Source organism: Bradyrhizobium sp. Arg237L (genome assembly GCF_029990105.1).
Classification (GTDB): Bacteria; Pseudomonadota; Alphaproteobacteria; order Rhizobiales; family Xanthobacteraceae; genus Bradyrhizobium.
This window is the reverse complement of the sequence record NZ_JAQMIL010000022.1, coordinates 26,399-52,773: the sequence shown is the minus strand read 5'-3', so window position 1 is coordinate 52,773 and position 26,375 is coordinate 26,399. Positions and strand designations below refer to the sequence as shown.

The window sequence follows — 26,375 nt, the reverse complement described above, 5'->3', positions numbered from 1 at the left end:
GCGCCATCCTATCACGCCGATTTGGGGCGCGCATAAGATCGACGCGATAGTCGCCGGACATGACGGCCGTGCGACGGGGAAGAAAACGCGTCAAAAACAACAATCTTCAGGCGTCGGCGGGTTGCGAGCCGCGCTTGGCCGCCTTCTTCTTTTTGTCGCCCTGTTTGAGGAAATTGACCCCGATCTGGTCGCCATTGACCCAGGACAATTCACAGCGGCGATAGGCAAGCCCGGTCGATGACAACAGCAAGAAGAACTCCTTCAGGTGCAGGCCCTCCACCGAGCCCTCGACGGTCAGCTTGGCGCCGGTCTCGGAAACATCCTCCATGGTGCAGTCGCGTCGCCACGTGCCGTCGATCCCCATCATGTGCGCGGGAATGCCGCGTTCGAAGGTGACACGCTCGCCGCGGCGCCGTTCTGTCTTCATCGCCAAACTCAAACCCTCAACCAAGCCGCTCTGCATCCGGAGCGTGTGTCACACTAGGGCGGCTCGGGCTAACAGGGGGTAAATCAGGAAACCGGTGGCGGGACGTGGGCCGCGTACCATTCACGGAGGCCGGCCAGCGCCGGGTGGGCCAGTGAACGAGTGAGGTAAGTCCAGATCCGCGGCTGGTGCTTGAGATAATGCGGCTTGCCGTCCCGCCCGTTGAGCCGCGCGAAGGTCCCGAGCAGACGCGTGTTACGCTGCGCCGACATGATCGCGTAGAGCTCGGCGAAGCTGGCCGCGTCGAAATGCTCCTCGGTGGCCCGCCGCGCCTTGATGTAGCGGGAGAGCAGCGTGAGCTCGAGCTGCTCGGGCACGTCGATCCGCGCGTCCTGCAACAGCGACACCAGATCATAGGTGGCAGGCCCGAGCACGGCGTCCTGGAAGTCGATCAGGCCCAGCCGCAGGATACCTGTACGCTCGCCAAGCCAGATCAGATTGGGCGAGTGGAAGTCGCGCAGCACCCAGGTCCGCGGCGCCGCGGCCGGCTTCTCCAGGAGCGTTCGCCACATCGCAAGAAATTCATCGCGCAGATCCGAGGCGAGGGTGATGCCGCGATCCGGCAAGTACCACTCGATCATCAAGCCCATCTCGACCAGCCAGGCGTCGATGTCGAAGACCGGGATGTCGTAGGTAAGCTGCGGCGTCAGCGGCAGCGCCTCCGGCAGTTTCTCCCGATGCAGGGCCGCCAGCATGTCGGTCGCGGCTTCGTAGCGCTCCGTGATCGGTGCCGGCGGATCGCCCTCGACGATGCCGTCCTTGCCGAAATCCTCGGTGATCAGGAATCCCAGATCGATGTCGGAGTGGCGGATCGCGGGTGCGGAGAAGCCGCGGTCGCGCAGTCCGTTGTCGATCGAGACGAACGGCTTGACGTCCTCGGCGAGATGGACGGCGGCGCTGTAGGACTTGCCGTCATAGATCGGCGGCCCGTCGGGGCGTCGCGGCGAGTTCATCAGGATGACGCTGCCATTGTCGTCGAACAGCCGGGCGTAGGAGCGGGTCGAGGCGTCGCCCGGCATGCGCTCGCGCCGCGCGTCGATGTAGCCGGCATTCTCGAGGAATTGGCGCAGCGCCTTCAGCCGCGTGACGACGGCGGCAGCCTTGCCGTGGCCGGTGATCTCGGCAGCGCGCGCGTTCGATCCCAGTGCCGGCCGGTGACTCAGCGCAATGTCGATGCGGTCCGGCGGCAGGGCATCTGGTGCCCGCTCCGGCCATTCGATCAGCGCCACCGCGCCGTCAGGCAAAGGCGCCAGCCCGATCTCCTCGAGTTCGCTCGCGTCATTGATGCGATAGAGGTCGGCGTGAACAAGCGGGAACGCCGGCAGCTCGTAGCTTTGCGCCAGCGTAAACGTCGGGCTCGGCACTTCCAGCGTATCATCGGTGGCGAGATAGCGGATCAGCGCGCGGGCCGCCGCGGTCTTGCCGGCGCCGAGATCGCCGGAGAGCGCAATGACTTCGCCGGGGCCGATCAACAGCGCGAGATCGGCCATCAGATGCGCGGTCGCGGCCTCATTGGCGAGTGCGACCGAGAATGTGCTGGTGACAATCATTCGGCGGCGTTGCGATGCGCGTTCTGGTCGACCGGGAAGACGCAGGTCACGGTCGTGCCTCTGCCGACGGTCGAATCGACGCGGACCTTGCCACCATGCAGCTCGACGAAGGAGCGCACCAGCGACAGGCCGAGGCCGGCGCCGCGGTGCCGCGAGCCGTGGGAATGGCTCTCGAACCAGTTGAACACCTTGTCCTTGACCTCAGGCGCGATGCCTGGGCCGGTGTCGGTCACCGCGAACACGACACTGTGCTCGGCGCGTCGCGCAGAGATTGTGACCATCCCGTCATGCGGGGAGAAACCGACGGCGTTGGCGAGCAGGTTATAGAGCACCTGCACCACGCGTCGTTCATCGCCGATGAATTCGCCGATATTGGGCTCGATATCGACCTTGAGCGTGATGCGGTCGGTCGCGAGCCGGTCCTGGATGCCTTCGGCCGCGGCCTCGATCGTCTTGCCGATATCGACGGAGCCAAGCTCGAGCGTCATCGCGCCGGCATCGATGGTGGCGAGATCGAGGATGTTGTTGGTGAGCGCGAGCAATGCGTTGGTCGATTTGGTGACGTAGTCGAGATATTCGGCCTGCTTCGTATTGAGCGGTCCGGTCGCGGGATCAGACAGGAAATGCGCAAAGCCGATGATGGTGGTGAGCGGCGCGCGCAGTTCGTAGGACACGTGGTGGACGAAGTCGACCTTCATCTGGTCGGCCGCTTCCAGCGCCTCGTTGCGCTCGCGCAGCGCGCGTTCGACATTCTCGGTGTCGGTGATGTCCTGGAACGTCAGCATGGTCGCGCCGTCCGGCAGCGGCATGGTCATGCAATGCAGCACGCTGCCGTCCTTGCGCTCGAGCTTCAGCGCGACCTGGGCGCGGTTCTCGATCGCGGTGATCGCCTCGCGCAGCGCCCGCCAGACGATCGGATCGTCGAACAGCGGCCGGCACAGCGCTTCCACGGTCTCGATATGCGGCTGCTCGCGCAACGCGTCCGCCGGCAGCCTCCACATCTTCTCGAATACCGGGTTGAACAATTGCACGCGCCCGTTGCTGCCGAACACTGCGACCGCTTCGTTCAGATTGTCGAGGGTCTCGTGCTGGACCCGGATTAGGCCGTCGAAGCGACGCGCCAGATCGAGGCTTTCGGTGACGTTGTCGAAGAGATAGGTGACGCCGCCTTCGAGGTTCGGCGTGGTCACGACGCTGACCGCGCGGCCGTCGGGCAGGAACCAAGTGTAGCTCTCCGATTCGACCGCGCGATAGGCTTCGTGCAGCTTGGCCTTCCAGGCGCGGAAATCCGGCTGCTCCGGCAGTTTGCGGGCGGCGCGCAGCCGGTCGAGGACGCTGGAATCGTCCGGATTGCTATCGAGGAACGCCTGATCGAGGTCCCAGAGGCGGCGATAGGATTCGTTGTAGAAGGCAAGCCGGCGGTCGGCGTCGAACACGGCCACGCCGGAAGAGAGCTGGTCGAGGGTGCGGCGATGCGCTTCCGCCATCCGGGTGAGCGCGGCGCGAAGGGCGGCGACCTCGCTGGCGTCGATGGCGATGCCGGCGCTGCCGCCGGCAAGCTTCATCGCCTGGATGTCATAGATGCGCCGCTCGCCGCCGACCACGATCGGTAGTCGCGCGGCATAGGTCGAATATTCGTGCAGCGCCTTGGCCATCTCAACCCGCTGGTCGTTCTCCAGGAGTTCGAGATGGCGGTGGATCGCATCCGCGATGCTCGCGCCCTCGGTCGCCCGCAAATAGGCCGTGTTGGCATAGCGCAGGTCGTCCTGCGCATTCTTGGCCCAGATCGGCCAGGGTGCGGCGGCGGCGAAATCGCGCAGCAGCTCGGTCTCCTCCTGCAGCATCTTGTGGCGCAGATTGGCTTCGGCCAGCTCGCGACGCAAGCCGCCAAGCTCGCGCATCCGCACGATCGCCTGGCCGCCGATGGCGCGACCCATCGCCTCGATGGCGCGGCCGTTCGCGGTGGTGAGGTTGAGCAGAAAACCCTGGCCGGCCTCGCGCAGCGCGTCGACGGCGTGGTCCATCTGCAGCGCCGGTTCCGGCGGCAGCCAGGTTCCGAACGCCAGCACGCGCTGGGGCGAGTTCTGCGTCGCCTCCTGCGAGGTCAGCAATGCGATGTCACCGCTGATCTCGGGGCGGTTGTCGCCGGCCGCCCAGGAAATCAGGACCTGCGGCTCGGCAAACAGCAGCGCGCGCAGGCGATCGGATTGGGCCTGCAGATCGGCGATCTCGGCGCGCAGGCGTCCCTCGCTCCGGATAGCGCGAGCGCGTGTACGCATCAAGAGGATCGCGGCGACCACGGAAAAGCCGAGCAAGGCAACCGCGGCGGTGAAGAGGACGAATTCCTGGTGATCGAGGTCGAACCACGCCGAGATCACCGGCTCGAACAGCCAGTCGCCAGCGCGCGCCGATCCCGCGGGCAGCGCCAGCGTGGCGGCGAGCCCAAGCAGGCCGTCGCGCGCCAGTGAGGTGCACGACAGCAGGGTTCGACGCATTGCGGCGACCACGCCCGACATAATTTGCCCCAGAACGCACGACTTCGGCCCGGCGTTAGACCCCCGCCGTGCACACGAATCGTAAGAGCATATCCTCAAGCTGACTCAGCGAGTAAGAGTCCAGATCGTGAACGCAAGACACGCTGTGAAAAATGCGGGGCTCAATTCGTGCGCCAGCGCAAATTTTATCCGTATTCGAAGGGCTTATCGCTCGATCAAGTGCCGTAGCCCGGGTGAAGCGTTAGCGTAACCCGGGTCCGCTCGCGGATGTGGACGCAGATGTCCCGGGTTGCGCTGCGCTCCACCCGGGCTACGGCTCGAGCTATCTGCCCGTGGAGCCGAAACCGCCGCTGCCTCGTTCGGTGCTCGGCAGCGCGGTCACCGGAACCAACTGCGCCTGCACGACCGGTGCGATCACCATCTGCGCGATGCGCTCGCCGCGTCGGATGGAAAACGGCGCCTCGCCGTGATTGATCAGGAGGACGTTGATCTCGCCGCGATAGTCGGCGTCGATCGTACCAGGCGAATTCAACACGGTCACGCCATGCTTGGCGGCAAGTCCGGAACGCGGCCGCACCTGCGCCTCGTAGCCCGGTGGCAGCGCGATCGTGAGCCCGGTCGGAACCATCGCGTATTTGCCTGATACGAGCACCAGCGGCGCTTCTTCGGGCACTGCGGCCAACAGATCGAGCCCGGCGGCATCGGCGGTCTGGTAGGCCGGCAGCGGAAGACCTTCGGCATGCGGCAATTGCCTGACGTCGACCTTGATCGTCGCACTCACGATTTTGTCTCCACGGCCTTCGCGATCCGGGCCACCAGTTCGGTCGCGACCTGTTCCTTGGTCATGACCGGCCAGGAATCGACGCTGATATCCGCTCCCTCGCGCGTCAGCAGATGAACGGTGTTGCGGTCGCCACCCATCACGCCGGTGGCCGGTGAAACGTCGTTGGCCACGATCCAGTCGCAGCCCTTGCGGGCGATCTTTGCCTTCGCATTCTCGATCAGATGCTCGGTCTCGGCGGCGAAGCCGATCACCAGCGGCGGGCGGTTGTCCTGCAGCTTGGCGATGGTGGCGAGGATGTCGGGGTTCTCGACCAGTTGCAGCGCCGGCACGCCGGCTGCGGTCTTCTTCAGCTTCTGCTCGCCTTCATTGGCGACCCGCCAGTCGGCGACCGCGGCGGCGAAGATCGCGACATCGACCGGCAGCGCCGCTTCCACCCGGTGCAGCATGTCGCGCGCGGATTCCACAGAGATCACCGACACGCCGGCTGGATCGGCGAGATCGACCGGCCCGGAGACCAGGACGACCTCGGCGCCGGCATCGCGCGCGGCGGCGGCGATGGCAAAGCCCTGCTTGCCCGAGGAGCGGTTGGCGATATAGCGCACCGGATCGATCGCCTCATGCGTCGGCCCTGCGGTGATCAGCACACGCTTGCCCTGAAGCGGGCGCGGATGCGGCGGCCGAAGGATGTGTTCGGCGGCGGCGGCGATTTCGGTCGGCTCGGCCATCCGCCCGACGCCAGCTTCGCCCGCTTCCGCCATCTCGCCGGCATTGGGGCCGACGGTCAGGATGCCGTCGCGGCGGAGCTGCAGCACATTGCGGCGGGTGGCGGCGTTGTTCCACATCAGCGGATTCATCGCCGGGGCCAGCAGGATCGGGCGGTTGGCGGCGAGCAGGATGGCGGAAGCGAGGTCGTTGGCATGGCCATGCGTCATCTTGGCCATCAGATCCGCGGTCGCTGGCGCCACCACGATCAAGTCGCACTCGCGCGCCAGGCGGATGTGGCCGGCATCGAATTCGCTCTCGGGATCGAACAGGTCGGTATAGACGCGCTCATGCGACAGGGCGCTGGCCGCAAGCGGCGTGACGAATTGCTGCGCCGCCTTGGTCAGCACACAGCGGACCTGAATATGGCGCTCCTTGAGCCGTCGAATCAGGTCCAGCGCCTTGTAGGCGGCGATGCCGCCGCCGATGATCAGGGTGACGCGAGCGAGGCCATTGGCCGATGCTACAGCGGCCTGCTGGCGCGCGGAAGCTGCGAGCGGGACCTCGGAGGGCTGCCCCGCAACCACCTCGCCCAAGATGACCCGTACCTCATCCTCGACCGAGCGCCCGTTACGGGCGGCGCGCAGGCGCAGTTCGTCTCGAACGGCGTCATCGAGCTTGCGAATAGTCAGATTGGCCATGGCCGCACCATCGATTTGACAGCAATGCTAGCATCAGACGCTGTCATTGCAATCAGAGATTCCGGACCGCAATCAGGATTCCGATGAAAGTGGCCGCGATGATCCAGAGCGCGACGGTCCGCCAGCGGTTCTTGCGGCCCTCGGTCTGTCCCATCGCTGCGATCGTCTGCGGGGACAGCGTGACGCCCTCGCGCGTCATCTTCTCCAGACTACCCAGCACCGCCACTGCGCGCGAGGCGATGTCGGGCAGATGCGCCAGCACGCGGGCGAGTTCGCCGGCCCCTGACATCGCGCCCTGGATGCGCCCGACCGGTCCGAGATTGCGCTCGATCCATTCGCGCACCACGGGATCGGCGATCTTCCAGATGTCGAGCTTGGGGTCGAAGCCGCGCGCCACGCCTTCGACCACCACCATGGTCTTCTGCAGCAGGATCAATTCGGGGCGCGTCTGCATGTCGAACAGGCCGGTGACCTCGAGCAACAGCGTCAACAGCCGCGCCATCGAGATTTCCTCGGCGGTGCGGTTGTGGATCGGCTCGCCGATGGCGCGGATGGCTTGCGCGAAATTCTCCACCGAGTGATGCCCGGGCACGTAGCCGGCCTCGAAATGCACCTCGGCGACGCGGCGATAGTCGCGGGTGATGAAGCCGAGCAGGATCTCGGCGAGGAAGCGCCGCTCCTTCTGCCCGAGCCGGCCCATGATGCCGAAATCGACCGCCACCAGCCGGCCGGTATCGTCGAGGAACAGATTGCCGGGATGCATGTCGGCGTGGAAGAAGCCGTCGCGCAGCGCGTGGCGCAGGAAGCTCTGGATCACCTTGCGGCCGAGATCGGGCAGGTCGACCTCGGCTTGCTCCAGCCTGATACGGTCGTTCAGCGGGATGCCGTCGATCCATTCCATCGTCAGCACGTTATGGGTGGTGCGGTCCCAGTCCACTGCCGGCACGCGGAAATCCGGATCGTCGTTGGTGTTTTCCGCCATCTCGGAGAGGGCGGCGGCCTCCAGCCGCAGGTCCATCTCCATCGCGACCGAGCGCGACATCGTGTTGATGACCTCGACCAGCCGCAATCGCCGCGCTTCGGCCGAATGCGCTTCCGCCTTGTGTGCGACGAAGAAGAAATCGGAGAGGTCGCGGCGGAAGCGGGAGGCGACGTTCGGCCGCAACACCTTCACGGCCACCTGCCGGCGCACGCCATTACGCTCGATCTCGCCGCGGTGCACCTGCGCGATCGAGGCGGCGGCGACCGGGGGCCCGAGGCTCGCGAAAGCCTGCGCCAACGGGCGTTCCAGCGATTGCGCGATCACGGCTTCCGCTTCGGTCTGGGAGAATGGCGGCAGCCGGTCCTGCAGGCTCTCCAGATCCTTGGCCATCACCACGCCGACCACGTCGGGTCTTGTGGCAAGGAACTGGCCGAGCTTGAGATAGGCCGGCCCAAGCCGCGTCAGCGCGCGCGACAGCCTGGGTCCGGACTTGGCGCCGGGCCGTTCGATCAGGCGGGCCAGCCGCAGCAGAAGCTGCCCCGGTGGCGGCACAAGGGCCGGATCGACGACGCCGAACACGCCCTCGCGTGCGAAGACGTAGGCGGCGCGGGCGAGGCGCGCGATGTGTGTTGTTGCAGAGATCACAAACGCCAGCCCGAATGCAGCGCCACGATGCCGCCCGAGAGAATTTCCCATTTCACGCGCGCAAAGCCGGCGGCAGTGATCATCTCGGCAAAGGCGCTGGGCCGTGGAAACTTGCGGATCGATTCGACGAGATACTGATAGGACTCGGCATCGCCGGTCACGGCGCGGCCGAGCGGCGGGATCACCCTGAACGAGAACAGGTCATAAAGCCGGTCGAGGCCGGGCACGTCGACGGTGGAAAATTCAAGACAGAGGAATCGGCTGCCGGGCCGCAGCACGCGATGGGCCTCGCGCAGCGCGACATCGATCCGCGGCACGTTGCGGATGCCGAATGCGATCGTGTAGGCGTCGAACGAACGGTCCGGAAAGCTCAGCGCCTCGGCATTGCCGGCGACGAAGGAGACCCGGTCGTCGAGATGCTGGGCGCGGGCGCGGTTGCGGCCAACCTCGAGCATGTCGGCATTGATGTCGCAGACGGTGGCGCGGAAACCGGGACCGCCCGCTTTCGCCGCGCGGAACGCGATATCGCCAGTGCCGCCCGCAACATCGAGCAGCGCGAACGGCGCCTCGCTCTTCGGCGGATTGAGCTGGGTGATCATGATGTCCTTCCAGACCCGGTGCAGGCCGATCGACATCAGATCGTTCATCAAGTCATAACGCGACGCTACGCTGTGGAACACCTCGTTCACCAGCGTCTGCTTCTCGCCCAGGGGAACGTCCCTGTAGCCGAAATGGGTGGTTTGGTCCCGCCGATCCATCAACGCACTACCTTAAGGAGCGACCATAGCGCGCCCGCCGCAATGGCGCTATCACGTCAGCACCGCCGCGCACAATCCACCAAACTGGTTGCGGTCTGGCGGATTGTTCGCAAATTGTTAATTTGGCGCGCGGTCGGGCGCAAAACCCCTTACACTTTTTGCCGATCGTGCCCCGTGTGAATGACATTTCCATGCCCGAACTCCCCGAAGTCGAGACCGTCCGCCGCGGCTTGCAGCCGTCCATGGAGGGCGCGAAAATCCTGAAAGCGGAAGCCCGCCGCAAGGACCTGCGGTTTCCCTTTCAGAAAGATTTTGTCGCACGGCTGGAGGGACAGACTGTCGAAGGTCTCGGCCGCCGCGCGAAATATCTGATGGCGGACCTGACCTCGGGCGACGTGCTCTTGATGCATCTGGGCATGTCCGGCTCGTTCCGCGTGCTCAAGGACGACGACAAGATCGCGCCGGGCCATTTTCATTATGAGCGGAATCAGGACCGCGCACACGATCATGTGATCTTCCACATGTCGTCGGGGGCCGCGATCATCTTCAACGATCCGCGCCGCTTCGGCTACATGAAGGTGATCGCGCGCAACGCAATCGAGGACGAGCCGTTGTTGAAGGGCCTCGGCCCCGAGCCGCTCGGCAATGAATTCGATGCCGCGATGCTGGCGCACTCCTGCGCCAACAAGAAGACCAGCCTGAAGGCGGCGCTGCTCGACCAGCGCGTGGTCGCAGGACTCGGCAATATCTATGTCTGCGAAGCGCTGTTTCGCTCGCACCTGTCGCCGCGGCGGCTGGCGGCGACGCTTGCCACGAAGGCCGGACAACGCAAGGGCGTTGCCGGGGGGGAGCCGACGGAGCATGCCAAACGATTGGTCACTGCGATCCACGATGTGCTGAACCAGGCGATCAAGGCCGGCGGCTCATCGTTGCGCGATCATCGCCAGACCAATGGCGAGCTCGGCTATTTCCAGCATTCGTTTCAGGTCTATGATCGCGAAGGCGAGAAGTGCCCGACTCCAGGCTGCGGCGGCACCGTGAAACGCTTCACCCAGAACGGCCGTTCGACCTTCTGGTGCCCGAAATGCCAGAAATAACCAACAACAAGGGGAGCGACGTCATGAGCGACAATTGGCGCGATCGCGCGGCGACAAGTTTCGAATGCGAGAAGCAACCAGCCATCTCCAGCCGCGGCATGGTGGTCAGCAATCATCCGCTGGCCTCAAGCGCGGGCGCCGAGATGCTGGCCGCCGGCGGCAATGCCATCGATGCGGCGATCGCGACATTGTTCACGCTGACCGTGGTCGAGCCGATGATGGTCGGCATCATCGGCGGCGGCATGGCGCATATCCGCCTCGCCGACGGCACGCATCGCTTCATCGACGGCCAGAGCACCGTGCCGCTCGCGGTCCGTCCCGACACTTACAGTTCGAAGCCGGGCGCGGCGCATGACGTGTTCGACACCGTCGGCGAAGAGAATTGCGTCGGCCCGAAGGCGGTTGCAGTGCCGGGTTCGCTGATGGCCTGGTGCGAGACGCTGCGGCGTTTCGGCACCATGAGCCTTGCCGATGTCATGCAGCCCGCGATCAAGCATGCCGCCCGCGGCTATGCCGTGACGCCTTACCTGCACGAATGCATCCGCGAGAGCGCTGCCGACATGCTGAAGGACAAGCCGATTTCGGCGATCTACCTTCCGAACGGCGAACCGCTGAAGATCGGCGAACGCGTGGTGCAGGCCGAATACGCGGAGACCCTGCGGTATATCGCCGAGCATGGTGAAGCCGCGCTCTATCAGGGCTCGCTCGGCGATATCCTTGTCGATTACATGGAGAAGAACGGCGGATATATTCGCCGCGCCGATCTCGCAGCCTACAAGACCGTCGAGCGCCAGCCGATCCGCGCCGATTATCGCGGCTGGGCCATCCTGGGACCACCGCCGCCGGCGGCATCGGGCGTGCATATCGCGGAGATGCTGAATATCCTCGAAGGCTACGACATCGCGAGCCTCGGTTTCGGCACCGCCGAGACGATCCACTATCTCGCCGAAGTGCTGAAGATCGCCTTTGCCGACCGTGCGGCGGCGAGCGGCGATCCCGCCTATGTCAACGTTCCCGTGGAACGGCTGACGTCGAAAGCCTATGCCGAGGAGCGCCGCCGTGCGATCGATCCCAATCGGGCGCAGGCCTGGGGCGCGGGCGTTGCGCAGCTCGAAGGCGCGCATACCACGCATCTGACCGCGGCGGATGCGTTCGGCAACGTGGTCGCGACCACCCAGACCATCAACAATCTATTCGGCGCGAAGATCCTGATCCCGGGCTTAGGTGCCGTCGCGAACAATTACATGCATCTGTTCGATCCGCGTCCCGGCCACGCGCTGTCGCTGGCAGCGGGCAAGCGCGTCACCACTTCGATGTCGCCGATGATGGCCTTGCGCGACGGCAAGCTGAAGTATGCGCTGGGCCTGCCCGGGGGAAAACGCATCTTCCCCAGCGCCATGCAGGCGCTGATCAACCTGATCGACCACGGCATGAGCCTGCAGGAAGCGGTCGAGGCGCCGCGGGTGTGGACCGAGGGCAATGCGCTCGAAGTCGAGCTCGCCGTTCCCGAGAGCGTGCGCGAGAAACTCGCGAGTCTGGGTCACACGGTTGCGCCGGTATCCTCCGTCGCCGGCGGCATGAACGCGATCCAGTTTGAAGAGGATGGTTGCATGCAAGGCGCCGCCTGCTGGCGCGCCGACGGCACGCCGGTCGGGATCGCCGGTGGGCTGGCGCGTGCGGGCGTGAGGTTCAGGCTGGTGTGAGGCGCTCGGTGCGCTCCCTCGCCCCGCTCTTGCGGGGGCGGGACGAGCAGAGCTCGCCCTGAGAGGGTTGGGGTGAGGGGCTGTCTCCGCGAATTCGGTGAGAGATGAGTTCGCGGAGGCAGCCCCTCACCCGGATTGCATCTGCCGATGCAATCCGGCCTCTCCCCGCAAGCGGGGCGAGGCGGGGAGCGAGCGCTATTTCCGCACGCAGATCACGCGCACCACGGCGGCTTTTGCGTCGGACGATGTGCCATTCGCAGTCACGCCATGCGCTTTCAGGAAGTCGCGCACCGTCTCGGCCGGCGCCAGCATCGCCTGCGAGGCAGGTGCCGCGTTCGCGGGGCCGGCGACGACCACCGGCTTCAGCAGCGCGAGTCCGGCGAACTTGCCGTCGGCATCGAGCGCCGCGGCGCCGGAGAAGCCGATCGCGGGCGCCGGTGTCAGGGTGACGTCGCTGCCGATAGGCGTGGCTGTCGCCTTGGCGCTGCTCACGGCGTTGCCGCCGCCCTGGTTCTGCGGATCGGCGATGCCGGTGAGGTCGAGCGCCGGCTTGGCGCCAGTGGCGCCGACATTCAGCGGCTTCAATCCTCGCGCGCCATAGATGTGCAGCAGCGCGAGATCGTGCTCCTTGTCCTCGGCGATCCGGTCGGCATTGCCGTGGCCGCCGATCGTGATCGCGATGCATTCGTCGGTGACCAGCCGGTCGGTGACGATCGCGCCGTCATCGCTGACGATTACGCCGGTGCCGTATTCCACGGTTTTGCGCGGCGGGGGACCGGCAACCTGCGGACCGGTCGGAAACGCGTTGAAGGCGCTCGACATCGCGATCACCACCGGCTCGACGGTATTTTCAGTCGCCTGGTCGTAGAGGATGGTGAGGATGCGGACTTCGTCGCCCTTGAACATGCCGCGGATGTAGAATTTCTTCAGCCCCTGCAGGCCCGAGAGCACGAAGAAGTCCGGCTTGACGACGGTGTAGTCGACGGTCCGTCCCGGCTCCTTCTTCTCGCGTTCGGCAAGTTTTGCGGTGGTCGGGTTCGCCTCTTTGCGGCGCGCCAGCACGACCTGGACGGTCCCCGTCGGCGAGGTCCATTTGGCGCCGTCGACGCCGCTTGCGAGTTGCGGAACCAGTTTGCTGGGAATGCCGAGCCGCGCTCCGGTGCCGGGCTCGGTGACGATCCGCCATCCGACGCTCTCCTGCTTGCGCCGCGCGGTTTCGGCCAGCACGCCGCGCTCCTGCGGGTTCAGCACGCCGGTGGGCTTGCCGCCGCGCGATTTCTGGAATTCCTTGATCGCATTGACCATGCGCTCGCTGACATCGCCCGTGATCGCGCCATTATACTGGCCGACCCAGGCGAGATCGGATTGCAGCGCGAGCCGCTCGGCCTGCGTCATCCCGTTGGCCGTCTCCTCGGGCTTCTGCAGCGCGGGGCGGACCGGCACGGTCGCGACCGTCTTTGGCTTGGCGCCCGCGGTCGCAGGCGGCGTCGTCTGCGCCTGCGCGGTGCCCATTGTCACGACTATCAATGTTGCCGAAAGCATCGATCTCATGACAAATCCGGGAGGTTATTGCGCGGTGGGCCGATTATGCACATCTGCTTGGTCGGCAACAACCGCACCTGGGTTCACGACTCCGACCTCATCCTGAGGAGGCCGCGAAGCGGCCGTCTCGAAGGATGGGCCACGGGCGCGAGCGGGCCTCATGGTTCGCCCGGCGACGCGATAGCATCGTCCGGAAATGCGCGTGCCGCGCTCCTCACCATGAGGGTCTGGCTGTAGCGATAAGGATCTAAGCGACAATGCTGACTGCTGACGAACTCGAACGCTACGCCCGTCACATCGTGCTGCGCGAAGTCGGCGGCCCCGGGCAGGCGGCGCTGAAGGAGGCTTCGGTGCTGGTGATCGGCGCCGGCGGCCTTGGTGCGCCGGCGCTGATGTATCTGGCGGCGGCCGGCGTCGGCACGCTCGGGGTCGTCGATGACGATATCGTGTCGCTCTCCAATCTGCAGCGCCAGGTCATCCATGCGACGCCGGACATCGGCAAACGCAAGGTGGACAGCGCCGCGGAGCAGATCCATGCGCTCAACCCGCATGTCAATTTCGAGGCGCATGCGGTGCGGCTCGACGCTGATAACGTGATGTCGCTGATCGGCGGCTATGATCTGGTGCTCGATGGCTCCGATAATTTCGAGACGCGCTATCTCGTCTCCGATGCCTGCTTCCTCGCCGGCAAGCCGCTGATCACGGCCGCGCTCGGCGTGTTCGACGGCTCGCTGACCACGATCCGCGCGCATGAGAAAAACGCTGCCGGCGAGTTCAATCCGACCTATCGCTGCCTGTTTCCCGAACCTCCGCCGCCCGGCACGGTGCCGGCCTGCGCGGAAGCCGGCGTGATGGGCGCGCTCGCCGGTATCCTGGGCTCGATGATGGCGCTGGAGGCGATCCGCGAAATCGTCGGCTTCGGCGAGGGCCTGGTCGGGCGCCTCTTGATGGTGGATGCGCGCGCGATGCGCTTCGAGACCCTGCGTTACGCGCGCGATCCGGCCAATCCGCTCAACGGTGACAACCCCGTCATCACCGATCTGAGCGCGCATCGCACCTGATTGCGGTCGTTACGTTGTGGCCGGCTTCTCGCTGTCCAGATGTGCCATCTGCTCGGCGGCATAGCGCGTGCCCGAGGCGACATCCGGCGGGAAGGCTTTTGCCAGCGCCGCAAGGTGAGCCTGAGTCAGCGTGACCTTGATCGCGCCAAGTGCTTCGGTGAGACGGTTGCGGGTGCGGGCGCCGACCAGCGGCACGATCTCCTTGCCCTGCGCCGCCACCCAGGCGATTGCGACCTGTGCCGGCGTTGCGCCGATCTCGCTGGCGATCGCGCGCAACGACTCCACGAGCGCGAGATTGGCGTCGAGGTTCGCGCCCTGGAAGCGCGGCGTCATCAGCCGGTAGTCCTTGCCAACCTTGCCGCTGTCCTTCGTCCAGTGGCCGCTGATCAGGCCGCGGGACAGCACGCCATAGGCGGTGATGCCGATGCCGAGCTCGCGGCAGGTCTTGAGGATGTCGCGCTCGATGCCGCGTGCGATCAGCGAATATTCGATCTGGAGATCGACGATCGGGTGCACGGCATGCGCCCGTCGGATCGTGTCGGAGCCGACTTCGGACAGGCCGATATGCCTGATGTAGCCGGCATTCACCATCTCGGCGATGCCGCCGATCGTCTCTTCGATGGGAACGTTGGGATCGAGACGCGCGGGTCGGTAGATGTCGATGTAGTCGGTGCCGAGCCGTTGCAGCGAATAGGCAAGAAAATTCTTGATCGCGGCGGGGCGGCAATCCATCCCTGCGAATTCGCCGCCGGGACCGCGCAACGCACCGAACTTCACGCTGATCTGCGCCTTGTCGCGCGGGCGATCCTTCAGCGCTTCGCGGACCAGCATTTCATTGTGGCCCATGGCGTAGAAGTCGCCGGTGTCGAGCAGCGTGATTCCGGCATCGAGTGCTGCATGGATCGTGGCGATGCTCTCGCCGCGATCGACCGGTCCATAGACCTCCGACATGCCCATGCAGCCGAGACCAAGGGCCGAAACGGTGGGGCCGGTTGAACCGAGTTTGCGTTGTTCCATGTTGGCTCTCCTCGAAAAGCGGCTGTTTGCGCCGCGTGACGAGGGCGGATATGCGTGCTTTCCATTACGCTGATAAGCTGGACAATCCCGAATAGCTTGTTCAGTATATCGAACAATGCAGGATTTCGACCTTCGCGACCTTAAAGCCTTCCTCGCCGTGGCCCGCACGCAGAATTTTCGGCGCGCGGCGCTGGAGCAACGCGTCTCGGTCTCCAGCCTCAGCCAGCGGCTGCGCGACATGGAGGAGCGGCTCGGCGTGCGCCTGATGAACCGCACCACGCGCAGCGTGGCGCTGACCGAGGCTGGCGAACTGTTGCTTGCGCGCGTGGGCCCTGCGATGCGCGACGTCGGCGCGGCGCTCGATCAGGTGCGCGGCTTACGCGGCGTGCCGTCAGGTCGCCTGCGCATCAATGCGCCGCCGCCGGCCATCGACCTGGTGCTGGCGCCGATGGTGGCGCCGTTCCTGGCAAAATATCCGCAAGTCGATCTGGAGATCATCGCCGAGAGCGCGTTCGTCGACATCGTCGCGGAAGGGTTCGATGCCGGCGTGCGCTATGGCGAGCATCTCGCGCAGGACATGATCGCGGTATCGCTTGGGCCGCCGCAACGCTACGCAGTCGTGGCCTCGCGCGACTATGTCGCGCAGCATGGCCGGCCGACGCAGCCAAAGGACCTGCTCGACCATCCCTGTATCCGCACCCGCTTCGGCAGCGGCGCAATGTACGATTGGGAGTTCGAAAAAGCAGGACGCTTGGTCAAGGTGTCGCCGCCGGCCAAGCTGATCGCAACCTATCTCGGCCTTGCGTTGCGGGCCGTCCATGACGGTGTCGGTTATTGGGCCACGTTCGAGGGATACGTGCGCTATGGCGTCAAATCCGGCGCGCTGGTCAGCGTGCTCGACGATTGGTGCGCGCCGTTCCCGGGTCCGTTCCTCTATTATCCGAGCCGCCGCCAACCGCCGCCGGCACTCGCCGCCTTCGTGGCGTTCGTTGCCGACTGGCGCAAGCGGGAGCGGAGGAAAAAAAGCTCGTAGCCCGGATGGAGCGAAGCGCAATCCGGGGCCACTTTGTCCCCGGAAAGACCTATCCCGGATTGCGCTGCGCTCCATCCGGGCTACAGGTGCTACGGGTGCACCACGCTCACAACATGCTCGGCAGCACGCGGTCCGGCGGCTTGTGGTTGTCGAGGAAGGTTCGGATGTTGATGATCACCTTCTCGCCCATCTCGACGCGGCCCTCGATGGTGGCCGAGCCCATATGCGGCAGCAACGTCACCTTGCCTGCCTTGGCGAGCCGCACCAGCTTCGGGTTGACCGCCGGTTCGTGCTCATAGACGTCGAGGCCGGCGCCGCCGATCTCTCCGGCTTCGATCAGCTTGATCAGCGTGTCCTCGTCGATCACCTCGCCGCGCGCAGTGTTGACGATATAGGCATCTTTTCGGATCAACTTCAGCCGCCGCGCGGAAAGCAGGTGGAAGGTTGCAGGCGTATGCGGACAGTTCACCGAGAGGATATCCATCCGCGCCAGCATCTGGTCGAGGCTTTCCCAATAGGTGGCGCCAAGCTCGTCGGCGATGCGCGGGGCCACCGGGCGTCGGTTGTGATAATGGATCTGCAGGCCGAAGGCGCGGGCACGGCGCGCCACCGCCTGGCCGATGCGGCCCATGCCGATGATGCCGAGCCTTTTTCCTCCGATGCGATGGCCGAGCATCCAGGTCGGCGACCAGCCCGGCCAGTGCTTGCCCTCGGTCAGGATCGAGGCGCCTTCGATCATCCGTCGCGGCACCGCGAGGATCAGCGCCATGGTCATGTCGGCGGTATCTTCGGTCAGCACCTTCGGCGTGTTGGTCACGGTGATGCCGCGCGCATGCGCCGCCGCGACGTCGATATTGTCGACGCCGTTGCCGAAATTGGCGATCAGCCGGAGCTTGGACTCGGGCTGGTTGAGAACGTCCTCGCGGATCAGGTCGGTGACGGTCGGCACCAGCACGTCAGCGGTGCGCACGGCTTCCGCGAGCTGCTCCGACGTCATCGGCGTGTCGTCGAGATTGAGCCTGGCGTCGAACAATTCGCGCATCCGGGTCTCGATCGAATCCGGCAGCTTGCGGGTGACGACGACGAGAGGCTTCTTCTTAACCGACATGTCCTGCTCTCATGAGGCTTCGGCCCGTCAAAGGCTTCGCCGTTCAGGCCTCATTAACCCGGTTGTTCGAAACTGCGGTTGCTGCGCGGTCCCGGCGTTTCCTTCACGTTTCCCTGGGTTCCCCGATGCTTGCCTCGGGTTTCCAAGGAAAAGTCGGGCGTTCTGGTTCTAAACGTTCCGTCCTCTCTAGCAGAAGACCGGGCCAACACAAGAACCCCTCGGCAAGACGGGCCGGGGCATTGACGCGCGGCGCAAGGGTCTGGGGTTCTGGGCGTTCACGGGTTCAACTCGCAGAATTTGAGTTGGCGTTCTCGGCAGGAGACGAGTTGATGGCGTTGGGGCGGTTGAGTTGGTTGGCGATGCTGGTCGGGTGCATGCTCGGCACCTCGGTATCCCCAGGACATTCGGCCAAGGATGCAAGCCCAACCACCAGCGGCCTCCCGATACCCCGTTACGTCAGCCTCAAGTCCGATCATGTGAACGTCCGCGCCGGCCCGACCAAGGACAATGACGTCGCCTGGGTCTACACCCGCTCCGGCCTGCCGGTCGAAATCACCGCCGAGTTCGAGAACTGGCGCCGGGTGCGCGATTCCGAAGGCGCCGAAGGCTGGGTCTATCATTCGCTGCTATCGGGTCGCCGCACCGCGGTCGTCACGATGAAGCACAAGGACGATCTGGCCTCGCTCTACGATCGCCCGGACGCGACGAGTGCGGTGGCGGCGCGGCTGCAGGCCGGCGTCATCGCGCAGGTGAGGAAATGCGCCAATAGCTGGTGCCGCGTCACCGGCAACGGCTTCGATGGCTGGATCGAGCAGCAGCGCCTGTGGGGCGTCTACGCCGACGAGAAGGTGGATTAGCCGAATTCCGGCGATGATGCTGTAGGGTGGGCAAAGCGAAGCGCGCCCACCATCGAGAGCACAGACGTTAACGGTGGGCACGGCGCAAACGCGCCTTTGCCCACCCTACGGAATTTCCGCTTGTGTTGAGGTACCGAAGCTCAGCGCTTCTTGCGGAGCCGCACCACCATGTCGATGCGCGCGATCTCGTAGCCTTCCGGGATATCCGGCATCTTGGAGAGCACCAGATGCGGGTCGGGAATGTCGACCAGCTCGTGGTTGTTCTCGAGATAGAAATGGTGGTGCGCGGTGACGTTGGTGTCGAAATAGGTCTTGGTGCCGTCGACGCTGACCTGACGCAGCAGGCCGGCATCGGTGAGCTGGTTCAGCGTGTTGTAGACGGTGGCCAGCGACACCGGAACCTTCGCGAGCGTCGCCTCCTCGTAAAGCATTTCTGCGGTCAGATGGCGGGCGCCCTTGCCGAACAGGAGCCAGCCCAGCGCCATGCGCTGACGGGTCGGCCGAAGGCCTGCCGCCTGCAGCATTTCATTGACGTCATGCCATGGACAACCGGTCAGCGCCGGCTGATGACCGGGGCTGCGGGCGATCTGACCAGCGTCATCGCTCACATGCGGAACTTCGTCGCTCATATGCACTCTAGACACCTAACTCGGGCAATATTCCAAACACTATAAGAAGGAAATCCTTCAGATGCAAGTTCCTCGCAACTAGGGCCGACGCAGGCGGCCCGACCGGAACCCTCTGGGGATGCAGCAATTTAACCCATTCCGGCACTTTGCCGCACCTTCATGCCTATGTTACAGAGCGCGCGGACCACATATGCGAATTCGGTAGAGACGCCGTTCGCGCCCAAGGTAGCGCCGCGTTGCGGGAAATCTTGTCCCGCCGGGGAAACGGTCCGGTTCGTTCGAGAGCGCTTCACCGGGACATTGAGGAGAGTGGAAAGAGGATGCTGGAGCGGCGCAGCGGTTACGAGTACGAGGATTTGCTGGCGTGCGGCAGGGGCGAGATGTTCGGTCCCGGTAATGCCCAGTTGCCGTTGCCGCCGATGCTGATGTTCGACCGCATCAGCGATATCTCCGAGACCGGTGGCGAGTTCGGCAAGGGATTGGTGCGCGCCGAGCTCGATGTGAAGCCGGATCTCTGGTTCTTCGGCTGCCACTTCAAGAACGATCCCGTCATGCCCGGCTGCCTCGGCCTGGATGCGATGTGGCAGATGGTTGGCTTTTACCTCGGCTGGATCGGCGGCGAGGGACGCGGGCGGGCGCTCGGGCTTGGCGAGCTGAAGCTCGCCGGTCAGGTTCTGCCGAATGTGCGCAAGGTTGTGTACAACGTAGATATTAAGCGCGTGATGCGCTCGAAGCTGGTGCTCGGCATTGCCGATGGCTGGCTTTCCATGGACGGCGAGATTATTTATCGCGCGAAGGATTTGAAGGTTGGGCTGTTCAAGCAGGGCACGGCCCCGGCGTGACCGAAACCATCGCACAGAAAACTAACGGCAGGGCGAGGCGATCATGAGGCGGGTTGTCATCACCGGGATGGGCATTGTCTCGTCCATCGGAAACAACACCCAGGAAGTGCTTGCGAGCCTTCACGAGGCGAAGTCCGGGATTACCCGCGCGGAGAAATATGCCGAGCTCGGCTTCCGTTCGCAGGTGCAAGGCGCGCCGACGCTCAAGCCGGCCGAGGTGATCGATCGCCGCGCGATGCGGTTTCTGGCCGATGGTGCGGCATGGAATCACGTGGCGATGGAGCAGGCGATCCGCGATGCCGGGCTCGAGGCGGACGAAGTCTCCAACGAGCGCACCGGAATCATCATGGGTTCGGGCGGGCCGTCGACGCGCACGCTGGTGGAGGCCGCCGACATCGCGCGCACCAAGGGCCCGAAGCGGGTCGGTCCGTTCGCCGTTCCCAAGGGCATGTCGTCGACCGCTTCCGCGACGCTTGCGACCTGGTTCAAGATCAAGGGCGTGAACTATTCGATCTCCTCGGCCTGCGCGACGTCGAACCATTGCATCGGCAATGCCTCCGAGATCATCCAGATGGGCAAGCAGGACGTGATCTTCGCCGGTGGCTGCGAGGAACTCGACTGGACGCTGTCGGTGCTGTTCGACGCCATGGGCGCGATGTCGTCGAAATATAACGACACGCCGGCCACCGCCTCGCGCCCCTACGACATCAACCGCGATGGTTTCGTCATTGCCGGCGGCGCCGGCGTCGTGGTGCTGGAAGAGCTTGAACATGCCAAGGCGCGCGGCGCACGCATCTATGCCGAGATCGTCGGCTACGGCGCGACCTCCGACGGCTACGACATGGTGGCGCCCTCGGGCGAAGGCGCCGAGCGCTGCATGCGCATGGCGCTGTCGACGGTGACGACGCCGATCGACTACATCAATCCGCACGCGACCTCGACGCCGGCCGGCGATCCGCCGGAGATCGAGGCGATCCGCAAAGTGTTCGGCACCGGAGAGAAATGTCCGCCGATCTCGGCGACCAAGGCGCTGACCGGCCACTCGCTTGGCGCCACCGGCGTGCAGGAGGCGATCTATTCGCTCTTGATGATGAACAACGGCTTCATCTGCGAGAGCGCGCATATCACCGAGCTCGATCCCGTCTTCGCCGACATACCGATCGTGCGCAAGCGCATCGATCATGCGAAGCTCGGCACCGTGTTGTCGAATTCCTTCGGCTTCGGCGGCACCAACGCGACGCTGGTGTTCAAGCGGCTGGATGCGTAATCTATTTATCCGTCATGCCCCGCGAAGGCGGGGCATCCAGTATGCCGCGGCCTTTCAGACTGATTGCTAGCGCCTCTGGAATACTGGATCACCCGCTTTCGCGGGTGATGACATCGCGAATAAATGGAGCGGACGGGCAATGCAGGACCTGATGAAAGGCAAGCGCGGACTGATCATGGGCGTTGCCAATGATCACTCGATCGCATGGGGCATCGCCAGGACGCTCCATGCGCAGGGCGCCGAGTTCGCCTTCACCTATCAGGGCGAGGCGCTCGGCAAGCGCGTCAAGCCGCTGGCGCAGTCGCTCGGCGTCGACACCGTGCTGCCCTGCGATGTCGAGGATCTCGCCAGCGTCGATGCGGTGTTCGCAGCCTTGCGCGAGAAATGGGGTCAGCTCGATTTTCTCGTCCATGCTGTCGCCTTCTCCGACAAGAACGAGCTGAAGGGCCGCTATGCGGACACCACGCGCGAGAATTTCTCGCGCACCATGCTGATCTCCTGCTTCTCCTTCACCGAGCTCGCCAAGCGCGCAGCCGAGCTGATGCCGGAAACCGGCGGCGCCATGATCACGCTGACGTTCGGCGGATCGATGCGCGTGATGCCCAATTACAACGTGATGGGGGTTGCGAAGGCGGCGCTGGAAGCCTCCGTGCGCTATCTCGCCGCCGATTTCGGCCCGCGCGCCATCCGCATCAACGCGATTTCAGCGGGTCCGGTGCGCACGCTTGCCGGTTCGGGCATCGGCGATGCACGCGCGATGTTCGCGTTTCAGCAGAAGCATTCACCGCTCGGCCGCGGCGTGACGCTCGATGAGCTCGGCGGGTCCGCACTCTATCTGCTGTCCGATCTCTCCGGTGGCGTCACCGGTGAAGTCCACTACGTCGATTCCGGCTACAACGTGATCTCGATGCCGCGCCCGGAAGACCTGAAGGCGGAGTAGCTCGAAATCGTAGGGTGGGCAAAGCGCAGCGTGCCCACCGTCACGAGCGGAATGCGGATGGTGGGCACGCTGCGCTTTGGCCACCCTACAAGCGCTAACCTGCGGCAATCTTCTCCGCGCGCTGGAACGCCGGGCGCGCGGCGCAGCGCGCGATATAGTCCTCGAAGGACGGCCGTGACGGCACCATCTTGAACAGCCGCACCGCATAATTCAGGCCCGAGCCGACCACGATGTCGGCGGCGGAAAAATCCTCGCCGAGGATCCACGGTCCCTTCTGCAGTTCGGTGTCGAGCACGTCGAACACCTGTGTCGCGCTGCCCCATGCGGCGGTGCTGGTGGGCACCTCGAGCTTGGTGAAGATCTGGATCAGCGCCGGCTCGATGCAGCTCGGCGCGAAGAACAGCCACTGCAGAAACCTTGCCCGCCTCGGATCAGTGACCGCCGGTGCCAACTTCGTTTCCGGATAGCGATCCGCAATATAGGCGCAGATCGCGGCGGCTTCGCCGAGCGCAACATCGCCGTCCTTCAAGGCCGGCACCTTGCCCATCGGATTGATCTTCAGGAACTCCGGCGCCTTCTGTGCGCCGGTCGAAATGTCGGTCAGCACGCGCTCATACGGCAGTCCGGTTTCTTCCATCAGCCACAGGCAGGTGAACGAGCGCGAACGAGGCGACCAATAGAGCTGGATCATGATGCTGAACCTTTCACGGGCGAAGACGCGTTCATCGCTCCGAACGCTTGCATTGGCAACGGCCAATTCTGGGGCGCCCTGAAGGGAAGATTGCTCATGAAGTTCGGCGGTGCAGCGAAGCGGCCGGAGACGATATCGCGCCCCCGGCCGTGTGGTACGGCTGTCGCGTGTGGACTACACGCCGAGCGTGCCTGCCTTTGCGGCCGCGTAGCGGTCGCCGACCGCCTTCCAGTTCACCGTGTTCCACCAGGCCTGCAGATAGTCAGGGCGGCGATTCTGGTAATGCAGATAATAGGCGTGCTCCCAGACGTCGTTGCCGAACAGCGTGCGTTTGCCGTCCATCAGCGGGCTGTCCTGGTTCGGGCGGGTCTCGAGCGCGAGCTTGCCGTCCTTGGTCACCGTGACGAACACCCAGCCCGAACCGAATACGCGTCCACCGGCTGCGTTGAAGTCGGTCCGCAGTTTCTCCATTCCGCCGAGGTCGCGGTCGATCGCGGCGAGCACCTCGCCCTCCGGCTGGCCGCCATTCGGTCCCATGATCTGCCAGAACATGGTGTGGTTGGCGTGGCCGCCGAGATTGTTGCGGACGCCGGTGCGGACGGCTTCCGGCACGTTGTTCAGATTGGCGAGCACATCCGCGACCGGCTTTTCGGCGATCTGCGGATGATCTTTGGCGATCGCGTTGACGTTGTTCACATAGGCCTGGTGATGCTTGTCATGATGGATCTGCATCGTCAGCGCATCGATATGCGGCTCCAGCGCATTGGCGGGATATGGCAGCGGATCCACCTTGAACGGACCGGCAGGCGGCTGGGCCGAGCCTTGCGCGAACGCCATTCGCGGCGAAGTGGCTGCGGCGACGAGACCGGTTGCGGCCATCATCAGGCGGCGGCGGGACAGGAATGACATCGTGACCTCCGGGCTTAAGGAAAGCATGCTGTCTTATTGTAGGCGCAAGACGTGAAGCGGTTCCGACAAAGTACGATCACGATATCGCGGCCAAACCGCACATGGCCATCAGCCACGGTTGATTTGCAAAGCCCCACATAAACTTAGGGCGGCCATCGAGGCCGCCCATTTTTAGTTATTCTATTGTCGTCCGGGCGCTCACTCGCCGGCGGCCTCGCGCGGCGCCGACGCGTCGGGCTTCTGCTTGGCCTCCAGATCCTCGCCGGTCTCCTGGTCGACCGCCTTCATCGACAGCCGCGTCTTGCCGCGGTCGTCGAAGCCGAGCAGCTTGACCTTGACCTTGTCGCCTTCCTTGACGACGTCGGAGGTCTTCTGCACGCGGTTGGATGCGAGCTGGCTGATGTGGACGAGGCCGTCCTTGGCGCCGAAGAAGTTCACGAAGGCGCCGAACTCCATCACCTTGACCACGGTGCCCTCGTAGATCTGGCCGATCTCCGGCTCGGAGGTGATCGACTTGATCCACTTGATCGCAGCCTTCATCGCCTCGCCGTCGTTGGAGGCGACCTTCACGGTGCCGTCGTCCTCGATGTTGATCTTGGCGCCGGTCTTCTCGACGATCTCGCGGATCACCTTGCCGCCGGTACCGATCACTTCGCGGATCTTGTCGGTCGGGATCTTGAAGGTCTCGATGCGCGGCGCGTATTCGCCGAGCTCGGCGCGCGCCGCCGTCAGGGCCTTCGCCATTTCGCCGAGGATGTGGATGCGCCCTTCCTTGGCCTGGCCAAGCGCGACGCGCATGATCTCCTCGGTGATGCCCTCGATCTTGATATCCATCTGCAGCGAGGTGATGCCCTGGTCGGTGCCGGCGACCTTGAAATCCATGTCGCCGAGATGGTCCTCGTCGCCGAGGATGTCCGAGAGCACCGCGAAGCGCTGATCTTCGAGGATCAAGCCCATCGCGATACCGGCGGTCGGCCGCTTCAGAGGCACGCCGGCATCCATCAGCGCCAGCGAGGCGCCGCAGACCGAGGCCATCGACGACGAGCCGTTGGACTCTGTGATTTCAGACACCACGCGCACCGTGTAGGGGAATTCGTGGTGCGGCGGCAGCACGGGATGGATCGCGCGCCAGGCGAGCTTGCCGTGGCCGATCTCGCGACGCTTGGTGCCGCCCAGGCGGCCGGTCTCGCCGACCGAGTAGGGCGGGAAGTTGTAGTGCAGCAGGAACGTCTCCTTGTACGTTCCGGACAGCGCGTCGATGTACTGCTCATCCTCGCCGGTGCCGAGCGTGGTCACGACCATCGCCTGGGTCTCGCCGCGGGTGAACAGCGCCGAGCCGTGGGCGCGCGGCAGCACGCCGACTTCGGCGACGATGTTGCGCACCGTCTTGACGTCGCGGCCGTCGATGCGCTTGCCGGTGTCGAGGATGTTCCAGCGGACGATCTTCGCTTCCAGCTCCTTGAACACGTCGGCGACGCGCAGCTTGTCATATTTTGGCTCCTGCCCTTCCGGGAAGAAGTGCGCTATCACCTTTTCCTTGGCGGCGCCGACTGCGGCATAGCGCTCCTGCTTGATCGGGATCGCATAGGCGGTGCGGAGTTCCTGCTCGATCAGGCCGAGCATGTCCTTCTCGATCGCCGAGTTGTCGATCGCGGTGATCTCGCGCGGCTCCTTCGCGGCCTTCTCGGCGAGCTCGATGATCGCGTTGATGACGGGCTGGAAGTGCCGGTGGCCGAACATCACGGCGCCGAGCATGACGTCTTCGTTCAGCTCCTTGGCTTCCGATTCCACCATCAGCACGGCATCGGCGGTGCCGGCGACGACGAGGTCGAGCTGGGTCTCGTTCATCTCGTCCAGCGTCGGGTTCAGCACATATTCGTCGTTGGCGAAGCCGACGCGGGCCGCTCCAATCGGGCCCTTGAACGGCACGCCGGACAGCGTCAGCGCCGCGGAAGCGGCAACCATCGCCAGAATGTCCGGATCGTTCTCCATGTCATGCGACAGGGTGGTGATGATCACTTGCGTTTCGTTGCGCCAGCCGTCGACGAACAGCGGGCGGATCGGGCGGTCGATCAGGCGGGAGACCAGCGTCTCCTTTTCGGTCGGCCGGCCCTCGCGTTTGAAGTAGCCGCCGGGGATGCGGCCCGCGGCATAGGCCTTCTCCTGGTAGTCGACCGTCAGCGGCAGGAAGTCGACGCCTTCGCGGGGCGTCTTGGCGGCGACGACGGTGGCAAGCACCACGGTCTCGCCATAGGTCGCCACCACGGCGCCGTCGGCCTGTCGGGCGATCTTTCCGGTCTCAAGCTTGAGGGGGCGTCCGCCCCAATCAATCTCCACGGAATGGGTCGTAAACATTTTGGTCTTCTTTCATGGTTTCACGAAAGAGCGGGCCTCCAAAACGCAAAAACCATGCGCAAGATGGCAGGACACTGATCGCAAGCCGTGATCAGTATCCGGCGATCCTGCCATGGTTCTCAAGTTCCGGATGGCGTCCATCCTTTCGTTCATATGGGCATCTTGCCCCGCCCAGCGGCCGGATTGCTGCTAGGCACTTTAGGTTTGAGCATGGTCTTTCCGG

The 26,375-nt window shown here is 64.7% G+C and carries 22 protein-coding genes; 8 read left to right on the top strand and 14 right to left on the bottom strand.

Annotated elements, in window-relative coordinates; genetic code table 11:
- Positions 1-106 precede the first annotated feature (106 nt).
- The 7 genes from OZ411_RS15720 to ubiE all read right to left on the bottom strand — a co-directional run bounded on the left by OZ411_RS15720 (position 107) and on the right by ubiE (position 9,101).
- Entirely contained in the window at positions 107-433 is a 327-nt protein-coding gene (locus OZ411_RS15720) for a PilZ domain-containing protein (protein ID WP_282528715.1), read from the bottom strand.
- A gap of 77 nt (positions 434-510) precedes the next feature.
- The gene (tsaE, locus tag OZ411_RS15715; protein WP_282528714.1) at positions 511-2,034 is read right to left on the bottom strand and encodes a tRNA (adenosine(37)-N6)-threonylcarbamoyltransferase complex ATPase subunit type 1 TsaE; all 1,524 of its coding nucleotides are present in this window, start codon (positions 2,032-2,034) and stop codon (positions 511-513) included.
- Entirely contained in the window at positions 2,031-4,550 is a 2,520-nt protein-coding gene (locus OZ411_RS15710; RefSeq protein ID WP_282528713.1) for a PAS domain-containing sensor histidine kinase, read from the bottom strand. The genes tsaE and OZ411_RS15710 overlap by 4 nt, the downstream gene beginning before the upstream one ends.
- A 301-nt stretch (positions 4,551-4,851) precedes the next feature.
- A complete protein-coding gene (gene dut / locus OZ411_RS15705; protein ID WP_282528712.1) occupies positions 4,852-5,310 on the bottom strand; it encodes a dUTP diphosphatase in 459 nt (152 codons plus the stop codon).
- Positions 5,307-6,716 carry a bifunctional phosphopantothenoylcysteine decarboxylase/phosphopantothenate--cysteine ligase CoaBC gene (coaBC, locus tag OZ411_RS15700; RefSeq protein WP_282528711.1) on the bottom strand — a complete coding sequence of 470 codons (1,410 nt, stop codon included), beginning with the start codon at positions 6,714-6,716 and terminating at the stop codon, positions 5,307-5,309. The genes dut and coaBC overlap by 4 nt, the downstream gene beginning before the upstream one ends.
- Positions 6,717-6,768: 52 nt before the next feature.
- On the bottom strand, positions 6,769-8,343 hold the full coding sequence (gene ubiB / locus OZ411_RS15695) for a 2-polyprenylphenol 6-hydroxylase (RefSeq protein WP_282528710.1): 1,575 nt from the start codon (positions 8,341-8,343) through the stop codon (positions 6,769-6,771).
- A complete protein-coding gene (gene ubiE / locus OZ411_RS15690; protein ID WP_282528709.1) occupies positions 8,340-9,101 on the bottom strand; it encodes a bifunctional demethylmenaquinone methyltransferase/2-methoxy-6-polyprenyl-1,4-benzoquinol methylase UbiE in 762 nt (253 codons plus the stop codon). Before ubiE ends, ubiB begins: the two co-directional genes overlap by 4 nt.
- A gap of 191 nt (positions 9,102-9,292) precedes the next feature.
- Between ubiE and mutM the strand changes: the two genes are divergently transcribed.
- On the top strand, positions 9,293-10,198 hold the full coding sequence (gene mutM, locus OZ411_RS15685; RefSeq protein ID WP_282528708.1) for a bifunctional DNA-formamidopyrimidine glycosylase/DNA-(apurinic or apyrimidinic site) lyase: 906 nt from the start codon (positions 9,293-9,295) through the stop codon (positions 10,196-10,198).
- A 23-nt stretch (positions 10,199-10,221) separates the two neighbouring features.
- Complete coding sequence (gene ggt / locus OZ411_RS15680; RefSeq protein WP_282528707.1) at positions 10,222-11,901, top strand: gamma-glutamyltransferase; 1,680 nt, start codon at positions 10,222-10,224, stop codon at positions 11,899-11,901.
- A 195-nt stretch (positions 11,902-12,096) separates the two neighbouring features.
- Here ggt and OZ411_RS15675 read toward each other — a convergent pair whose 3' ends face one another.
- A complete protein-coding gene (locus tag OZ411_RS15675; RefSeq protein WP_282528706.1) occupies positions 12,097-13,452 on the bottom strand; it encodes a serine protease in 1,356 nt (451 codons plus the stop codon).
- 248 nt (positions 13,453-13,700) lie between these two features.
- Here OZ411_RS15675 and moeB point away from each other — a divergent pair, with 248 nt between their 5' ends.
- A complete protein-coding gene (gene moeB, locus OZ411_RS15670) occupies positions 13,701-14,504 on the top strand; it encodes a molybdopterin-synthase adenylyltransferase MoeB (RefSeq protein WP_282528705.1) in 804 nt (267 codons plus the stop codon).
- A gap of 9 nt (positions 14,505-14,513) precedes the next feature.
- Here moeB and OZ411_RS15665 read toward each other — a convergent pair whose 3' ends face one another.
- Positions 14,514-15,521: an aldo/keto reductase gene (locus tag OZ411_RS15665; protein ID WP_130582847.1), complete on the bottom strand. Its 1,008-nt coding sequence runs from the start codon at positions 15,519-15,521 to the stop codon at positions 14,514-14,516.
- A gap of 115 nt (positions 15,522-15,636) precedes the next feature.
- Between OZ411_RS15665 and OZ411_RS15660 the strand changes: the two genes are divergently transcribed.
- Positions 15,637-16,554 carry a LysR family transcriptional regulator gene (locus OZ411_RS15660; protein WP_282528704.1) on the top strand — a complete coding sequence of 306 codons (918 nt, stop codon included), beginning with the start codon at positions 15,637-15,639 and terminating at the stop codon, positions 16,552-16,554.
- Positions 16,555-16,660: 106 nt separating this feature from the next.
- Here OZ411_RS15660 and OZ411_RS15655 read toward each other — a convergent pair whose 3' ends face one another.
- A complete protein-coding gene (locus tag OZ411_RS15655; RefSeq protein ID WP_282528703.1) occupies positions 16,661-17,662 on the bottom strand; it encodes a D-glycerate dehydrogenase in 1,002 nt (333 codons plus the stop codon).
- Positions 17,663-17,991: 329 nt separating this feature from the next.
- On the opposite strand from OZ411_RS15655, the gene OZ411_RS15650 reads away from it, so the two are divergent.
- Positions 17,992-18,519 (top strand): SH3 domain-containing protein, encoded by a 528-nt coding sequence (locus tag OZ411_RS15650; protein WP_028167279.1) that lies wholly within the window; start codon positions 17,992-17,994, stop codon positions 18,517-18,519.
- A 140-nt stretch (positions 18,520-18,659) separates the two neighbouring features.
- Here the strand turns inward: OZ411_RS15650 and irrA are convergent, their stop codons facing one another.
- The gene (irrA, locus tag OZ411_RS15645; protein WP_130582132.1) at positions 18,660-19,148 is read right to left on the bottom strand and encodes an iron response transcriptional regulator IrrA; all 489 of its coding nucleotides are present in this window, start codon (positions 19,146-19,148) and stop codon (positions 18,660-18,662) included.
- 320 nt (positions 19,149-19,468) lie between these two features.
- On the opposite strand from irrA, the gene fabA reads away from it, so the two are divergent.
- The 3 genes from fabA to fabI all read left to right on the top strand — a co-directional run bounded on the left by fabA (position 19,469) and on the right by fabI (position 22,197).
- A complete protein-coding gene (fabA, locus tag OZ411_RS15640; protein WP_130582131.1) occupies positions 19,469-19,990 on the top strand; it encodes a 3-hydroxyacyl-[acyl-carrier-protein] dehydratase FabA in 522 nt (173 codons plus the stop codon).
- Between the two features lie 43 nt (positions 19,991-20,033).
- The gene (gene fabB, locus OZ411_RS15635; RefSeq protein ID WP_282528702.1) at positions 20,034-21,257 is read left to right on the top strand and encodes a beta-ketoacyl-ACP synthase I; all 1,224 of its coding nucleotides are present in this window, start codon (positions 20,034-20,036) and stop codon (positions 21,255-21,257) included.
- A 139-nt stretch (positions 21,258-21,396) separates the two neighbouring features.
- Positions 21,397-22,197 (top strand): enoyl-ACP reductase FabI, encoded by an 801-nt coding sequence (fabI, locus tag OZ411_RS15630; RefSeq protein ID WP_282528701.1) that lies wholly within the window; start codon positions 21,397-21,399, stop codon positions 22,195-22,197.
- Between the two features lie 94 nt (positions 22,198-22,291).
- Here fabI and OZ411_RS15625 read toward each other — a convergent pair whose 3' ends face one another.
- The 3 genes from OZ411_RS15625 to pnp form a co-directional block, all read right to left on the bottom strand.
- The gene (locus OZ411_RS15625) at positions 22,292-22,888 is read right to left on the bottom strand and encodes a glutathione S-transferase family protein (protein WP_282528700.1); all 597 of its coding nucleotides are present in this window, start codon (positions 22,886-22,888) and stop codon (positions 22,292-22,294) included.
- 174 nt (positions 22,889-23,062) lie between these two features.
- A complete protein-coding gene (locus tag OZ411_RS15620) occupies positions 23,063-23,797 on the bottom strand; it encodes a superoxide dismutase (protein WP_282528699.1) in 735 nt (244 codons plus the stop codon).
- A gap of 198 nt (positions 23,798-23,995) precedes the next feature.
- Positions 23,996-26,152, bottom strand: coding sequence for a polyribonucleotide nucleotidyltransferase (gene pnp, locus OZ411_RS15615; protein WP_282528698.1), 2,157 nt, complete (start codon positions 26,150-26,152; stop codon positions 23,996-23,998).
- Positions 26,153-26,375 lie beyond the last annotated feature (223 nt).

Excerpts from the sequence above, each read along its gene's own strand:
- tsaE (WP_282528714.1), bottom strand. The coding sequence starts at position 2,034 with ATGATTGTCACCAGCACATTCTCGGTCGCACTCGCCAATGAGGCCGCG.
- OZ411_RS15710 (WP_282528713.1), bottom strand. The coding sequence starts at position 4,550 with ATGTCGGGCGTGGTCGCCGCAATGCGTCGAACCCTGCTGTCGTGCACC.
- coaBC (WP_282528711.1), bottom strand. The coding sequence starts at position 6,716 with ATGGCCAATCTGACTATTCGCAAGCTCGATGACGCCGTTCGAGACGAA.
- ubiE (WP_282528709.1), bottom strand. The coding sequence starts at position 9,101 with ATGGATCGGCGGGACCAAACCACCCATTTCGGCTACAGGGACGTTCCC.
- mutM (WP_282528708.1), top strand. The coding sequence starts at position 9,293 with ATGCCCGAACTCCCCGAAGTCGAGACCGTCCGCCGCGGCTTGCAGCCG.
- ggt (WP_282528707.1), top strand. The coding sequence starts at position 10,222 with ATGAGCGACAATTGGCGCGATCGCGCGGCGACAAGTTTCGAATGCGAG.
- OZ411_RS15675 (WP_282528706.1), bottom strand. The coding sequence starts at position 13,452 with ATGAGATCGATGCTTTCGGCAACATTGATAGTCGTGACAATGGGCACC.
- moeB (WP_282528705.1), top strand. The coding sequence starts at position 13,701 with ATGCTGACTGCTGACGAACTCGAACGCTACGCCCGTCACATCGTGCTG.
- OZ411_RS15665 (WP_130582847.1), bottom strand. The coding sequence starts at position 15,521 with ATGGAACAACGCAAACTCGGTTCAACCGGCCCCACCGTTTCGGCCCTT.
- OZ411_RS15660 (WP_282528704.1), top strand. The coding sequence starts at position 15,637 with ATGCAGGATTTCGACCTTCGCGACCTTAAAGCCTTCCTCGCCGTGGCC.
- OZ411_RS15655 (WP_282528703.1), bottom strand. The coding sequence starts at position 17,662 with ATGTCGGTTAAGAAGAAGCCTCTCGTCGTCGTCACCCGCAAGCTGCCG.
- OZ411_RS15650 (WP_028167279.1), top strand. The coding sequence starts at position 17,992 with ATGGCGTTGGGGCGGTTGAGTTGGTTGGCGATGCTGGTCGGGTGCATG.
- irrA (WP_130582132.1), bottom strand. The coding sequence starts at position 19,148 with ATGAGCGACGAAGTTCCGCATGTGAGCGATGACGCTGGTCAGATCGCC.
- fabA (WP_130582131.1), top strand. The coding sequence starts at position 19,469 with ATGCTGGAGCGGCGCAGCGGTTACGAGTACGAGGATTTGCTGGCGTGC.
- fabB (WP_282528702.1), top strand. The coding sequence starts at position 20,034 with ATGAGGCGGGTTGTCATCACCGGGATGGGCATTGTCTCGTCCATCGGA.
- fabI (WP_282528701.1), top strand. The coding sequence starts at position 21,397 with ATGCAGGACCTGATGAAAGGCAAGCGCGGACTGATCATGGGCGTTGCC.
- OZ411_RS15625 (WP_282528700.1), bottom strand. The coding sequence starts at position 22,888 with ATGATCCAGCTCTATTGGTCGCCTCGTTCGCGCTCGTTCACCTGCCTG.
- OZ411_RS15620 (WP_282528699.1), bottom strand. The coding sequence starts at position 23,797 with ATGTCATTCCTGTCCCGCCGCCGCCTGATGATGGCCGCAACCGGTCTC.
- pnp (WP_282528698.1), bottom strand. The coding sequence starts at position 26,152 with ATGTTTACGACCCATTCCGTGGAGATTGATTGGGGCGGACGCCCCCTC.